At 55.0% G+C, this 14,298-nt stretch carries 9 protein-coding genes; 2 read left to right on the forward strand and 7 right to left on the reverse strand.

All coding sequences use genetic code 11. From position 1 onward, the window contains the following. Window positions 1-82: 82 nt before the first annotated feature. The 6 genes from mutL to LA756_RS09505 form a co-directional block, all read right to left on the reverse strand. On the reverse strand, window positions 83-2,005 hold the full coding sequence (gene mutL / locus LA756_RS09480) for a DNA mismatch repair endonuclease MutL (protein ID WP_224439632.1): 1,923 nt from the start codon (window positions 2,003-2,005) through the stop codon (window positions 83-85). A 35-nt stretch (window positions 2,006-2,040) separates the two neighbouring features. Continuing rightward, the gene (locus LA756_RS09485; protein ID WP_224439633.1) at window positions 2,041-3,489 is read right to left on the reverse strand and encodes a sigma-54 dependent transcriptional regulator; all 1,449 of its coding nucleotides are present in this window, start codon (window positions 3,487-3,489) and stop codon (window positions 2,041-2,043) included. A 79-nt stretch (window positions 3,490-3,568) separates the two neighbouring features. After that, the gene (locus tag LA756_RS09490; protein WP_224439634.1) at window positions 3,569-4,360 is read right to left on the reverse strand and encodes a nitrogen regulation protein NR(II); all 792 of its coding nucleotides are present in this window, start codon (window positions 4,358-4,360) and stop codon (window positions 3,569-3,571) included. An 86-nt stretch (window positions 4,361-4,446) separates the two neighbouring features. Next, a complete protein-coding gene (locus LA756_RS09495; RefSeq protein WP_224439635.1) occupies window positions 4,447-6,687 on the reverse strand; it encodes a polyribonucleotide nucleotidyltransferase in 2,241 nt (746 codons plus the stop codon). 329 nt (window positions 6,688-7,016) lie between these two features. Continuing rightward, window positions 7,017-7,286: a 30S ribosomal protein S15 gene (rpsO, locus tag LA756_RS09500; protein ID WP_105355072.1), complete on the reverse strand. Its 270-nt coding sequence runs from the start codon at window positions 7,284-7,286 to the stop codon at window positions 7,017-7,019. A gap of 240 nt (window positions 7,287-7,526) precedes the next feature. Continuing rightward, a complete protein-coding gene (locus LA756_RS09505; protein ID WP_224439636.1) occupies window positions 7,527-10,046 on the reverse strand; it encodes a ComEC/Rec2 family competence protein in 2,520 nt (839 codons plus the stop codon). Between the two features lie 159 nt (window positions 10,047-10,205). Between LA756_RS09505 and LA756_RS09510 the strand changes: the two genes are divergently transcribed. Then, window positions 10,206-11,573, forward strand: a complete 1,368-nt coding sequence (locus tag LA756_RS09510) for a sulfatase (protein ID WP_224439637.1) — start codon at window positions 10,206-10,208, stop codon at window positions 11,571-11,573. Window positions 11,574-11,887: 314 nt separating this feature from the next. Further along, the gene (locus LA756_RS09515; protein ID WP_224439638.1) at window positions 11,888-12,433 is read left to right on the forward strand and encodes a hypothetical protein; all 546 of its coding nucleotides are present in this window, start codon (window positions 11,888-11,890) and stop codon (window positions 12,431-12,433) included. A 121-nt stretch (window positions 12,434-12,554) separates the two neighbouring features. Here LA756_RS09515 and pyk read toward each other — a convergent pair whose 3' ends face one another. Beyond that, the gene (gene pyk, locus LA756_RS09520) at window positions 12,555-14,015 is read right to left on the reverse strand and encodes a pyruvate kinase (protein WP_224439639.1); all 1,461 of its coding nucleotides are present in this window, start codon (window positions 14,013-14,015) and stop codon (window positions 12,555-12,557) included. Between the last annotated feature and the right edge of the window lie 283 nt (window positions 14,016-14,298).

Genomic DNA, 14,298 nt, shown 5'->3' on the forward strand with positions numbered 1-14,298 from the left:
AACTCGAAGTCCAACGATCTCAATAATCGAGGTGGTTGAATGCGCCCAAAGGAACTCCGCTGGGCAAAGCAAACCTTCTATCTTACGTGCGTTGGAACCGCCGGTCGAGTTCCTCTTTCGTGAACACCAACGCGGTAGGGCGACCATGGGGACAATGGTGCGAATCTTGACACAAATGCCGAAGCTCAAGCAAAGCGTCAATTTCTTCGCTTGAGAGCCGATCTCCCGCTTTGATGGCTGCTTTACACGACATCATGTGCAGCAACTCGTCCAGCAAATCCCGTTTTTCCAGGTTTTTGCCTTCGGTAAGTAGCTGATCGACCACTTCGCGGACAATTTCCGCCGGCTTTCGGCGACCGAGAATTGCCGGATAACTTCGGATTAGGATGGTGTCCCCGCCGAAGGCTTCTACCTCGATCCCAATTTGCTGGAGTGTTTCCGTGGCCCCTTCCACCGCCGCAAACTCTTGGGCGGAAAGATTCAGCGTTTCCGGGACTAACATCCTCTGCACTTCCAGACGACGCGCTAAGGCCTTTTCGCGTAGCTCTTCATACAAAATGCGTTCGTGCAACGCGTGCTGATCGATGACGGCCATTCCCTCGTCAGTTTCCGCGATCAGGTAACGATTGTGTAACTGAATTGCCCGCTGCTGGAAACCTATGCCACCTCCTTGCGTCTCTTCGGCAATAGCATCTGATTGTTCTTCTGGCTCGGCATCTTCCTGGTCGCGAAGATGAGCCGGAGTAACACCGCTAGGAATGGGCGGAAGAGGCAAACTACCTGCACCAACGGCCGAACGATTAATGGGCGTCAGCTGAAGCGGCGTGTGATTATCCGAGCGAAAGTCCAAGTCGAAGTCAGCTTGCCGACGCGGTGCCGCGTTCGTGGACGAGCCTTCCGAATCGACGGCCCCCTTCGCCCAGGCCACCAACTCTTCTCTTAGGTTCTCCGCTTTTTGCGAATCCATATTGGTCGCCGCCGATTCGTCATTCGACGGACGATACGTTGCATCAAGATCGCTAGTGAGGAACTTGGTTCGCAGCGTTCCCAAAAGTTGGCTGTAGATTCGCCCACTATCTTGAAAGCGTACTTCCAGCTTGGTCGGATGCACGTTCACGTCGACCATCTCCGGCGGCATTTCCATGCGGAGAAATGCAATCGGATAACGGCCGGTCAGTAGCAATCCACGGTAAGCTTCCCCCAGTGCATGCTGCAACGCACGGTCTTTGATGAACCGTCCATTCAAAAACAGGTACTGCATCCGGTTATTGCTGCGGCTGAAACGCGGATTGCCGACAAAGCCACGAAGCGTGACACGATCGTTTTCGCTTTCTACTTCGATCAGCTGATCCGCGATTTCCTCCCCAAAAAAGACACGCACGCGGTCTCGCAAATCGGCACTTGGCGGCAAATCATGAACCTGACGCGAGCCATGCTTCAATGTGAAATGAACATGCGGATGAGCCAGGGCCATGCGAGTGAACGCTTCGCTGATATGCCCGAATTCCGTTTGGGTGGTTTTCAAGAACTTCTTGCGAACCGGCGTGTTGTAGAACAGGTTGCGAATCTCGATGATCGTACCTGGCGGACAGCCACACGGTTGAGCTTCCTGAACGCTACCACCATGCACGAGCATTTCGCTACCGCAATCGGCGTCATGGGTTCGACTCCGCAGCAGAAAGTGACTCACTTCGGAAATCGAAGCCAAAGCTTCACCGCGAAAGCCCAGCGTTTGTACGTGAAACAGATCGTCTGCGTTGCCAATCTTGCTAGTCGCATGCGAGGCAATCGTCAGTGCTATGTCCTCAGGTGCGACGCCACACCCGTTGTCCGCAATGCGAATCAGTTCGGTCCCACCATGTTCGACGGTAACATCGATTCGCGTCGAACCGGCATCGAGCGAGTTCTCCATCAACTCTTTCACGGCACTCGCGGGGCGTTCGATCACTTCCCCTGCCGCGATTTTGTTGACGACACTTGCAGATAGCTGTTGAATCTTCGGCATCCGCTGCCTACTCCCGTTGGTTCGGCTAGACGAGATCAGTCGCCGCGCAGTCCGTATTCTTTAATCTTCCGATACAGAGTTCGTTCGCCGATGCCTAGCATCTTGGCGGCCTCTTCACGATTGCCCCCAGTCGACTTCAACGTCTCACCAATCAGCCATTTTTCGACTTCACTGATCGGCTGCCCGACCATGCTTGCGACTTCTCCGTTACTTGAAACGGCCGGCTTGGGGTCGGTGGGTGGAACGAGTTCATCCCCTTCTTGAATCAATTCCGGCGGCAGATCGTCGAGCCCAATCGTACCGTCCAGATCCAGCACCACCATGCTTTCGGCAAAGTTACGCAGCTGGCGAACATTGCCAGGCCAGTCGTATTCAAGGCATCGCTGAAAAACGGTTCGATCGATTCCCCGGACCTTCTTGTCATGCTTCTTAGAAAACAGTTTCAAGAAGTGATCGAACAACGGCAGGATATCGTCGGGGCGATCCCGCAGCGGCGGCAATTGCACGGTCACAATTCGGAGACGGTGATATAGGTCGGAACGAAACGTACCCGCAGCAATCGCCGATTCCAAGTCGGCATTGGTTGCCGAAAGCAGTCGAACGTTGATACGAATCGGCTTGTTTTCGCCAACCCTCGTAATTTCGCCCGATTCAAGAACGCGTAAAAGCTTCACCTGGGTTGCCATCGGCATGTCACCGATTTCGTCCAGAAACAGCGTGCCACCGTTGGCATATTCAAGTCGACCGATTCGTTCGCTTGCCGCGTCGGTGTAAGCTCCCTTGGCGTGACCAAACAGCTCGCTTTCCAAAAGGTGCTCGCTTAGCTCGGCACAGTTGAGTGGGACAAATGGCTTCTTCTTTCGTGGACTGTTTTGATGTATGGCCTGAGCAACGACTTCTTTCCCTGTTCCTGTTTCACCCAGGATAAGCACGCTCGCATCAGTGGGAGCGATACGCTGCAGCCGCTGGACGACTTGGCGCATTTTGCTGCTCGAGTAGATCAAGCCTTCAAAGCCGAACTTCTCGTCGAGCCTTCGCATCAGTTCCGAATTTTGGCGTTTGAGCTGAATCGTTTCCGCCGCTTTCAACGCCGCGGCTCTCAGCTTATCGGGAGTCAGAGGCTTTTCGAGAAAATTGATCGCCTCATTCTGCATCGCCTCGACCGCAATCGAAACCGTCGCGTGTCCTGTCACGACGATTACTTCACAGTTCGGCCGGTTCTCTTTGGCAATCTGCAGAATGCCCATTCCGTCGACATCGTTCATCACCAAGTCGGTAATGATAATCTCGAACGGCTCGGCCAAAATCTTGTCAGCCCCTTCAGGGCCACTCGTTGCAACAGTACAGACAAAACCAACACGTTCCAGGCTCTCCGCCATCGTCATGGCATGAGCTTTATCGTTATCGACGACCAGCACTCGGAACTGATCCGGCTGGACATCAATGGCGTCGGTTTGCGATTCTTCTGGCGGAGTCGTTGTCATGTTCACATCCTACCGAAGATCAAGCAAATCCTCTAGAACCATCCCTGCATCTTCCCCCAATCGCCGTGCTTGATTGGCGCTAATCTTCCGGGGCATCACTTTCCCGCGAAGGCGTACTGCCGATACGTTTCGGCAACGGGAATTCGAGCGTGAATTGAGTCCCCCGCCCTAGCTCGCTTTGGACATCAATAATGGCGTGGTGCGCTTCGATGATCTTCTTTGCCAGCGGCAATCCAAGTCCAGAGCCGCCATCTTTGGTCGAATAGAACGGATCGAACATACGAATCGCCGTCGTATCGCTCATCCCGCATCCGGTGTCGACCAGGCGAAGCAGAACGCCGGTTCGAAACTCCCGGGTCTGAACCATCAGCGATCCCCCATCGGGCATTGCCTGGATGGCATTGACCACCAAGTTCAGTAGAGCCGAGTAAAGCAACTCTGCGTCGAGATCGATACTCGGTAGCTCCGAGTCGAGATAGCGAATAATATCGACCCCTTGCTGATCGGCTTGAGGTTCGACGAAATTCAGAACACGTTCGATCTGCTCGTTCAGATTGCCTGGCAGTAAGTTTAAATCGCGAATCCGAGCAAACCGCAGAAAGTCGTTCAGCAATCCCTGCAGTCGTTCGCACTGCTCCTGAACCGTCTGAATCTTCTGTTTTGCGCGTCGCTGTTGGGGTGTTTGCGGATCGTCTAAATCCTCGGCAAGCAGCTCCATGTTCATCCGAATCACGGAAAGCGGCGTCTTGATCTCATGCGCCAAAGAGCCAGCCAACCGGGCGATCTCGTTGTACTGATCGACCAGGTACTGATCGCGCGACTTTTCGCGAGTCGGTTCGGAAGATTCGTGGGAAGAGGAATGATGATCCATAGTGGTTCTCACGAAAACGCCCGGAGTACTTATGCACTCCGGGCGATTCAATATTCAACGGAACTGGGGACGAATGTCCGCGGTTCTTAATCTTCACGACGTGGACGACGTCGACCTCGGTCGCCGCCACGGCCACCGCGATCACCACCACGGTCACGTCGATCGCCACCTCGCGAACCACGATCACCACCGCGCGAGCCAGCCGTTTCGAGATCTTCGTCGCCTTCGCCAGCTGGGGCATCGCCGCCAGGCAGCGTCGCTTTGTGGCTCAGCTTGACGCGATCATGCTCATCGACGAGCAAGACTTTCACGGCAAGGATATCACCAACTTTGACCACCGAGTTGACGTCCGAGACGTATTCGGTCGACAGTTCGCTGATGTGGCACAAGCCGTCACGGCCAGGCAGGATTTCCACGAAAGCACCGAAGTCCTTCACGCTGGTGACTCGGCCTTCGTAGATCTTGCCGACTTCGACTTCGCCGGTGATCGCTTGAACGCGAGCCATTGCAGCTTCGGCCCATTCCAAGTTGCCGCTGGCAACAATCACAGTACCGTCGTCTTCGACGTCGATCGTCGCACCGGTTTCTTCCTGAATGGCACGAATGGTCTTGCCGCCGGGACCGATCAGCAGGCCGATCTTTTCCGGGTTGATCATCGTTCGCATCATGCGCGGAGCCCATTGCGAGGTATCGTCCTTCGGCTGGCTGATGGTGGTCAGCATCTTGCGAAGGATTTCGATACGAGCTTCGCGAGCTTGAACGAGCGTCTTGCGAATGATCTCTTCGTTGATCCCCTTGATCTTGAGGTCCAACTGGATGCCGGTGATACCGTTTTGGGTACCAGCGACTTTGAAGTCCATGTCGCCATGGTGGTCTTCTTCACCGAGGATGTCGGTCAGCAGGACGTAGTCGTCCCCTTCCTTCACCAAGCCGATGGAGATACCTGCGACTGGATTGGTAATCGGCACGCCAGCGGCCATCAAACCAAGCGTCGCACCGCAAACCGATGCCATCGAGCTGGAACCATTCGATTCCAAGATGTCGGAGATCACACGAATCGTGTACGGGAAATCTTCCGAGGCTGGCAGGATCGGGTTCACGCTACGTTCAGCCAGAGCACCGTGACCAATTTCACGACGGCCAGGGCCACGAATCGGACGACATTCACCCACCGAGAAGCTCGGGAAGTTGTAGTCCAACATGAACTTCTTCGAGTACTCGTCGATCAGTCCGTCAACGCGTTGTTCGTCACGCGGGGTACCGAGGGTAACGGTGATCAACGACTGGGTTTCGCCACGTTGGAAGACGGCCGAACCGTGAACGCGGGGCAGAATGTCCACTTTGCATTCGATCGGACGCAGCGTCTTCGTATCACGACCGTCGGTACGAGTACCGCTCAAGATCAAGTCACGAACAACGCGTTCTTCCAAGTCGTGCCAAGCGGTGCCAAATGCACCTTCGTCGATGGCACCTTCTGCTTCCGGATCTGGAATCAGCTCTTCTTTAACTTTGGTCTTCAGCTCACGAACTTTTTCGGCTCGGTCCTGCTTACCGACGGTTTGCTTGGCAGACTTCAAGTCGGCGTAGTACGAATCCATCAGTTTCTGATAGAGACCGCCGTCGTCTGGTTCGGCGAATTCCATCTTTTCGGTACCGACTTTTTCCGCCAGTTCGGCTTGGAGGTCGCAGATTTCCTTGACGAATTCATGAGCCTTCATGACGGCGTCAGCCATTTCGTCTTCAGGAATCTCTCGCGAGAAGCCTTCGATCATCAGAACCGACTCTTTGTTACCCGAGATGATCAGGTCCAAGTCGCTCTGTTCCAACTGCTCAAAAGTTGGGAATGGAACGAGTTCGCCATCAACGCGACCCAAGCGGACAGCAGCCAATGGGCCCTGGAATGGCAAGTGCGAGATGCACAAAGCAGCCGACGCACCATTCATCGCAAGCACGTCACCGTCATACAGACGATCGCTGGCGACAACGCTGGCTTGGATCTGAACTTCGTCGTGGTATCCCTTGGGGAACATAGGACGAATCGGACGATCCATCAGACGCGACGAGAGAATTTCTTTGGTCGTTGGGCGACCTTCTCGCTTGATGAAACCACCGGGAAACTTACCAGCGGCAGCCGTACGCTCGCGATAATCGCAAGTCAGAGGAAAGAAGTCCGTACCAGGCCGAGATGGGCCGGAAACGGTAGCGACGAAAACGACTGTTTCGCCATATTGAACGAGCACCGACCCGTGGGCCTGCTTGGCTAAGAAGCCAGTTGTAAAGGATAACGTCTCATTGCCGATCTTCTTCTCTACACGAATTTCTTCCACTTTTTCCGTCCTACACAGCGCACCAGAAACGATCCGAGAGGTCTTGCGCCAAGAGGGTATGGGCCTGGAGGAGAGAGGGGCCCGGCCATTTGGAACATCCAGTGCTTGGTTCAATATAAGTTGAGGCCCGCCGCAGGAATTTTGATAGAGCGGCGCCTCGTAAGGTTGCCTCGCCAGCCATTGTTTTTCCACCACCAGCGAGGCGTGGTAAAGACGCGCGATAGCCCCTGGGGCGCGCGTCTTCAGGCTAATTCCATTGCCAGTAACTTAAGAGGCTCGTCCGAAATTGGGAGAACGAGCCTCGTTCGACCAGACCGAAGTAGTAGCAACTACTTACGAATACCAAGCCGTGCCAGCATATCCAGGTACTTCTGAGGATCGTGCCGCTTCAGGTAATCAAGCAAACGGCGACGACGGCTCACCATGGCAAGAAGACCACGACGCGTCGCGTAGTCCTTCTTGTGCTTCTTCATGTGCTCCGTCAGGTTGTTGATGCGATTGGTCAAAATCGCAATCTGAACTTCCGGGGAACCCGTGTCCTCGCCACCACGCTGGAAATCTTGGATGGCATCGTTCTTCTTTTCTTTGGTAATCGACATGGGCGACTTTACTTACGTCCGCAAGTAGGGTGACTTCTTCTTAACCACAACAACGACAAGGACTTGTGAAGCCGAAAGGACAACCGCGACAACCAATTTCGCGGACACCAGCGCATCAAACTCATCCTCAATCTCTTGATAAGACCGTTAATTTAGCAGTGAAAGCTGATATTGCAACGCCTAATAGGCCTTTGGGGGGCAGAATGGGGGCGAGTTTACCCGCAAAATCGCCCATGCCACCTATTCTTCCACAACGGACGCGGTATCTCGCCATGATAGGACGGCAGCCGGCAGTCCGTCCTTGGTAAGCCTTACTTCGACCAAGCCGTTCTCCGCTGTATTCATCCACTGGGGGCCATCATCATCCTCTATGTTTGGCCCTTCAATATTTCGAGAGCCGCTACTGACGACGATCCACTCTGGTCGACACCATGCATAAAACGTTTCTGGGTTGCTGTAACGGCTTCCGTGGTGCGGGGCCATTACCACGTCGCACTCGATCGGCCGTTCCAGGATCACCGCTTCGGTCCCCGGAGACTCGAGATCTCCAGGCAATAATATGCGGCGTCCGTGATACTCAATCAACAGCACGATACTGTTCGCGTTGTCACGCCCCAGCACTCCCTTCCGAGTTGGGTGCAGCACCGTTAGCCCCACTTCCGGATGCGTACGTAAACGCTGGCCGGCTGAAATTGTTCGGAGCGGGATGTCGCGCGAGTCCAAATCCTCGAGCAAGATCGTGACCAATTTGCTCGGAATTCGCTCCATCAAATCAGAACAATAAACGGTCCCAATCGAAAACCGCTCGAGCAGCTCCGGCAATCCGTTGAAGTGATCGGCGTCGTCATGCGAGATCACCACGGCATCGAGATGCGAGATTCCTTTGCTCCACAAAACGGCCGACAACGACCGAGTCGCCCTCTTCGGCGAACCTAATCGCCCGCAGTCGTAAAGCAGGTTCTGGCCATCCGGCAATTCCACTAGTACACACGTCCCATGACCGACGCTGACAAACGTACACGTTAGGTCGTCTCGCGTCTCTGCTTTAAGTTGCTGAATAGTTCCCCAGGCGAAACCGACCGCCAGCCAGACCGCAACAGTGGCGACTCCCCAGCGAATCGGAAATCGCTGTGCCAGCAACAAGCATCCCACCAGCGTGATCACTGCGTAAAAACCAACGACCCACCACACCGGCGGGCCTGCGGACCAAAACGTGAGCGGCATTCGGGCTTGGGTTACTTCGACCAACGTTTGCATGAACCACAACGCCCCCGTCACCATCCACGCCACGCTCGGCGTTGCCCACGGTGCGATGACTGATGTGACGACAATCAACAGAATGCCAGCAAGGGCTATCCCCATCGGAACCACTAAAACGGGCGAGAGTATAACGGTCCACGGTGACGCCGCATGAAAGTTCAAAAGAACGAGTGGTAACGTCATCAGCCAAACGACCAGCGAAGCAATCACCAGCTGCATGGCGCCTCGGCGAATGGCTCGCCACCACTTGATCGGTTTCGGCCGCGTCTCTTCGATCAGCCGCTTGAGTGGATCGTACTTCTGATGAATCGACTGCATCCCGGCCAACCAGGCAAGTGTTGCGACAGCTACAAACGAAAGCTGGGTTCCGGCTTGAAAGATCTCTGTGGGACTCCAGCAAACAACAAAGATCCACGCCGCTGCCAAACTGTTCCAAAAGGAATTGCGGCGATAGACCATTAGCCCGATACAAAGCGAAGTCACCAAGATCGAAGCTCGCACGATCGGAGGACGTGCATCGACCAACACAACGTATCCCAGCGTCAGCACCAACATACAAAGCCCCGGCAGCCAAACAGGCCCAGGCAAGTGCCGCAGAATACCGTACGAAAACATGGCCAAAATCCCGAGGTGTAATCCCGAGAGAGCCAGCAGATGGACTGTGCCTGTGCCGCGAAACGCTTCGTCTGTTTCATCCGCCAAACGTTCGCGACGGCCGAGAAAAATGGTTTCGGCCAAGCCTTCTAAACGGGGTGGCACCGCCGCGATTAATTGCTGGCTGACAAAGTGCCGAGCCTCCGCAATCGGATGCCAGGCCGAAACGCCTTGAGCACGCTCGATCGTTGACAGACATTTGACGTAGTTGGCCCGCAAGAAGGTGCGCCGCCGTTTCCCACGAGCCCAGTTCGCAAAGTCGAACTCGCCAGGATTTAGCGCCCCTTCGCTGCATGTCGCTTGAGCAAAGACACGTATCTTCTCGCCGGGCCGAACATGAATCTCATCGCCGGCAACGTAGACTTCGGTGAATCCAGAGGCATCGACCCACTGCGTACCGCTACGGATTTGCTCGATCCGAAATGGGACTTTCCACTGGTTTGGCAATTCAAACTCGAAGGCTGAATCTGGCGATTTCGCTGGCAGAAAACGGGGATAGTCGGTGACCAATCCTCGCAGTGCAACCGGACGTTTGTCGGGCGATAGACTAACACTCAGTTCAGTGGCAAGAAAGAAATTCCAATGAACGTGATAAACCATGCCGCCGAATGTTCCCACGGCCATCAGCAGCAAGATGCTTGCAGACTTTTCATTCTGCCGTCGCCACAACGCAGCCCAGCCCAATAAGACGGCGAAAAATGCCAGCAGCCAGAACACCATCGAAACGTCCAGCCAGGCATCTGCAAGGACACCAACGGTTAGCGCCGGCGCGAGCAGCACGAGCGGTCGATAGACGATTCGCTGGTGGCGATTCTCCGAGATTTCATGTCCCGCGGTGGCAGCCAACTTGATTCCGGATGCGAAAGCGATGAAGCTGGAATGAGCGAAACTTGACAGTATCGCATGGCTGGTCAATGCACTCAATTTTTTCGTGCCGAATGATCGGAAATTTGGTAGGTTAATTCTCGCTTCTATTCCCCTTTCCTTCCTGACGATGAACTCACCATGATGCGAAATCGACTACTCTTGCTGACCTGTTTGGCTGTTGCTTCCCTCACGCATGTCTGGCAGACGGTCTCGGCTGCGGATCGTCCCAACCTGATCTTCTTGCTGACCGACGATCAGCGTTTCGATGCCCTGGGATGCATGGGCAACCCGGTTATCAAAACGCCTCATATCGATCGCCTGGCGGAAGAAGGCGTTGTATTCGAGAACGCGTTTGCCACCACCGCCATTTGTGCGACAAGCCGGGCCTCGTTCCTGACGGGGCAGTACGCTCGCCGACATGGCATTGTCGATTTCGGAACCATGCTGACCCCGGAAGCGTTCGAGAAGACATTTCCGGCGATGCTTCGAGCCAACGGTTATCGCACGGCTTTCATCGGAAAATGGGGCGTCGGCCGCAAGCTGCCTGCCGACGAATACGACTACTGGAAAGGCTTTCCCGGGCAAGGAAAATATTTCGTCGACGGCGAGCCGCACATGACGAAACGACTCGAAGATCAAACGCTCGAATTCCTCGATACCTGTTCGCCTGAAAAGCCGTTCTGCCTGCAAGTAAGCTTCAAAGCGGCACACTGCCAGGATGGGCCTGGCTGGCAGTTTCAGCATGCTCCGAAGTACACCGATTACTACGCCGAAGACACGATTGTTCCGGCAAAAACGGCTAATGACGAACACTATCAAAAGCTACCGAAACAACTGCAAGGAGGCGAGTCGCGTGTTCGCTGGGAACGCCGTTTCGATGGCGAAGAGATGTTTCAAAAGAACGTGAAAGACTACTACCGATTGTTGACCGGCGTCGACGACTTTGTGGGTGCGATGGTCGACAAGTTGCAGCAGAAAAAGCTGGCGGACAACACGGTGATTATCTTCACGTCCGACCATGGATTCTTCCTCGGAGAACATGGCTTGGCCGGCAAGTGGTTGATGTACGAAGAGTCGATTCGTATCCCGATGATCGTGTTCGATCCGCGTCTGCCGGAAGCGAAACGAGGGCAGCGCCGCGACGAGATGGTGCTCAGTATCGACGTCGCTCCGACTCTGCTGGATTTGGCTGGCGTGGAAGTCCCTTCTGTCATGCAAGGGCAAAGCCTGAAGCCCCTTGTCGCCAGCAATTCTGGCGACGATTGGCGAACCGAATTTCTCTACGAGCATCTCTTCCCGCACGCAACCATTCCGCAAAGCGAAGGGGTTCGGGGCGAGCGTTGGAAGTATGTTGCTTACGAGCTGACGAAGCCAAAATTAGAGCAGCTGTTCGATCTGGAAAACGATCCCCACGAGGTCCACAACCTAGCGGACGATCCTCAGCATGCTGAGAAATTGGAGGAGCTTCGCGGCCAACTTCAGCAGATGCGAAGCGACCTGAAGTAAGCGATCCGTTTGTTAAATTGTCAAAGAGCGACGGCTGATTTCACGCGAGAAGTCAGCCGTTCTTGACCTGCAATTGCCAAGACTTGCTCAACGATTATACAACTTTACCTGCACGCTTGTACAACACTTCATTACAATCGATATATCAGCGGCGAGAAACGGAGACGGCCAGCACCCTAGCCCTCTCCTTCTACCCAAGTTCCGGTGAAGTGATCATTCTTTTGCCTATCCCTCGACGATAGTTTTGCGATTGTCGGCGCGCTCGATACGATGAAGAAAGTTCGCATTGGATTCTTCTCGCAGAGCAACTCCTCATGACGCCAGACTCTTGGCACAACTCAGACCCTCCTCCGTGTTTCTCGCTGTGGGCGTTGGCTTCGGCCATGGCGATGTGCGGCGTTGTCTTCGCCGTGCTGCGACTACTGGGGCCATTCGCAGCGTTCATGACCATTCTTTTTCTCGCTGTCGCCCTGGTGCATCTTGGGGCCTCTTATCTCAGCTTGCGGTTGGGACTGAAGCGAAGGCGCAACGATCGAAATCCGCCCACGCCCGGCGAACGCGTACCGCCCCCTGCCCTGCCGCGGAAATGGAAGGCCTCGAATTTGGCCGAGCGGTCAGGGCTGTCGGCGAAACAGATTCACCTGATGACGCAAGCTACGCTCGCTGGTGGAATCTTAGGAGCAAGTGCGAGCACCTGGCTTCCCGCCCATCAGTTCAACGCCGCGGTGCTGGGCGTCTGCTTGATCAGCGGCGCGGCGTTATGCGGCATGGGCTGCTTTGTGCTGAGCAACTTGATTGAGCATGCCTGGCGGGCACTCGCGTCGGCCAGACATGCCGATTGCTCTCAGCCGGTGGAATAGTACCGACGTAAGCCCACGAGGTACCAGGGCTTTAAGACATGCCCACGCGCACGTGAGCATGGCACCTGGTACTTTTTGGCACCCATTGCTTATTAAGAGAATTTGTTCGCTGCGATCAAGCTTAGTCTTGCGGCTTTTCGACGCGGTGGACCACGACGATATACTCGGCCGACTGCATGATGCCGCCGCCGGTGATGAAGACTACGCGGTCCCCTTCTTCCAGGTAGCCATTGGCGAGGCCCCACTGGTCGATGAAGCGGCGAAGCTGAATGCCGTTATGAACCGGAGCGTTCGAGATCGGCGTGACACCCCAGTAAAGGCTCATCCGTCGTAATGCCGCGTCGGAGTCACTCACGCTGATGGTCGGGATCGAATCGCGAAGCTTGGCTTTGGTAAGTGCGGTACCGCCGGTACGTGTGGCGGTGACAAGCAGTTTCGCTCCCAGATGTTCGGCAGTAATCGATGCCCCGGAGACGACGGCCTGCGTGATGGGATGCACCTGGGCGACGCGGTTGTCGATCTTACGAGCCGGCCCACGTTCTTCCATCCACATCTTTTCGGTGGCCAGCATGATGCGGTTCATCATCTTCACAACCGCCACGGGGTGAACGCCCACGGCCGTTTCGCCGGAAAGCATACACGCGTCCGCACCATCGAGAATGGCGTTGGCCACGTCGGTTGCTTCGGCACGCGTAGGACGGTTCGAGGTCGTCATGCTGTCGAGCATCTGCGTGGCGACGATCACAGGGCGACCGATTCGCGAGCAAGTCGAAACGATCAGCTTCTGAGCGGCAGCCACTTCGGCGACGTCGATTTCCACACCTAAGTCACCACGAGCCACCATTACCCCGTTCGATTCCTTGACAATTTCTTCCAAGTTATCCAGGGCTTCTCGCTTTTCGATCTTAGCGATGATGAACGCTCGCGATTCGTGCTGCATCAGCAAGTCGCGAAGGACTCGCAAATCGTCGGCCGAACGCACAAAGCTCAAGCTGACGTAGTCGAGATCGTTCTCGGCGGCCCACTTCACATGTTCGATATCTTGCGGGGTGAGGGCTTCGACGCTCAGTTTCGTGCCAGGCAGGTTAATCCCCTGGCGGCTACGAATTGGGCCGGTCTGCACAACTTTACAAGTTGCCGTATCGGACGACTTTTCGATCACCGTCATCATGACGGTTCCGTCGGCGAGCATCACGTCGTTGCCAACTTCCAACTCGTCGATCAACGGTTCGTAGTTGCAAGTCAACGTATTTGGCTTGGTGATTTCGTCGCCACGGACGAACGTGAAGATCTCGTCTTCATGGCAATGAATCATGTCGTCCGGTAGCACACCGAGACGAATCTTCGGACCGGACAGGTCGGCCAGCGCGGCGATCGGACGATCGACTTTGGCGCTGATCGCACGAATATTCCGAACCACTTCCGAGTGATCCTTCAAATCGCCATGGGCCAGGTTCACGCGGAACACGTCCACGCCGGCCATGATCAGTTCTTCCAGCATCTCAGGCGTGCGACAAGCAGGACCAACGGTCGCCACGATTTTCGTTCGGGCACGGTTCGGGAAGATGCGAGCAGCAGACATAGTTCGTGGCTTGGTTAAAGTCGGTGCGGAAGAAACGTAAGGACACGCATAAATCTAGCCCATCGCTTAGCGAATGACGATGGGGTTTTGAGAATCGTTAACCATTAACATTCCGCAAACAGCGTGGAATATTCTCACTTTGAGCCTTATTCCATTTGAGAATCTTATGCGCATCGAGCGTAACGGAAGCTGAAACAACCTTGGCACCGCGTTACGGTGACAGATCCTGCGCCGTAATAAGGGATCGATGGCTACCATAGAGATCATGAAGACTTACGTTTTT

Source organism: Bremerella sp. TYQ1 (genome assembly GCF_020150455.1).
Lineage (GTDB): Bacteria > Planctomycetota > Planctomycetia > Pirellulales > Pirellulaceae > Bremerella > Bremerella volcania_A.

Coding starts and splice junctions, on each gene's coding strand:
- LA756_RS09515 (WP_224439638.1), top strand. CDS start 11,888: ATGACGCCAGACTCTTGGCACAACTCAGACCCTCCTCCGTGTTTCTCG.
- mutL (WP_224439632.1), bottom strand. CDS start 2,005: ATGCCGAAGATTCAACAGCTATCTGCAAGTGTCGTCAACAAAATCGCG.
- pyk (WP_224439639.1), bottom strand. CDS start 14,015: ATGTCTGCTGCTCGCATCTTCCCGAACCGTGCCCGAACGAAAATCGTG.
- LA756_RS09490 (WP_224439634.1), bottom strand. CDS start 4,360: ATGGATCATCATTCCTCTTCCCACGAATCTTCCGAACCGACTCGCGAA.
- LA756_RS09510 (WP_224439637.1), top strand. CDS start 10,206: ATGATGCGAAATCGACTACTCTTGCTGACCTGTTTGGCTGTTGCTTCC.
- rpsO (WP_105355072.1), bottom strand. CDS start 7,286: ATGTCGATTACCAAAGAAAAGAAGAACGATGCCATCCAAGATTTCCAG.
- LA756_RS09485 (WP_224439633.1), bottom strand. CDS start 3,489: ATGACAACGACTCCGCCAGAAGAATCGCAAACCGACGCCATTGATGTC.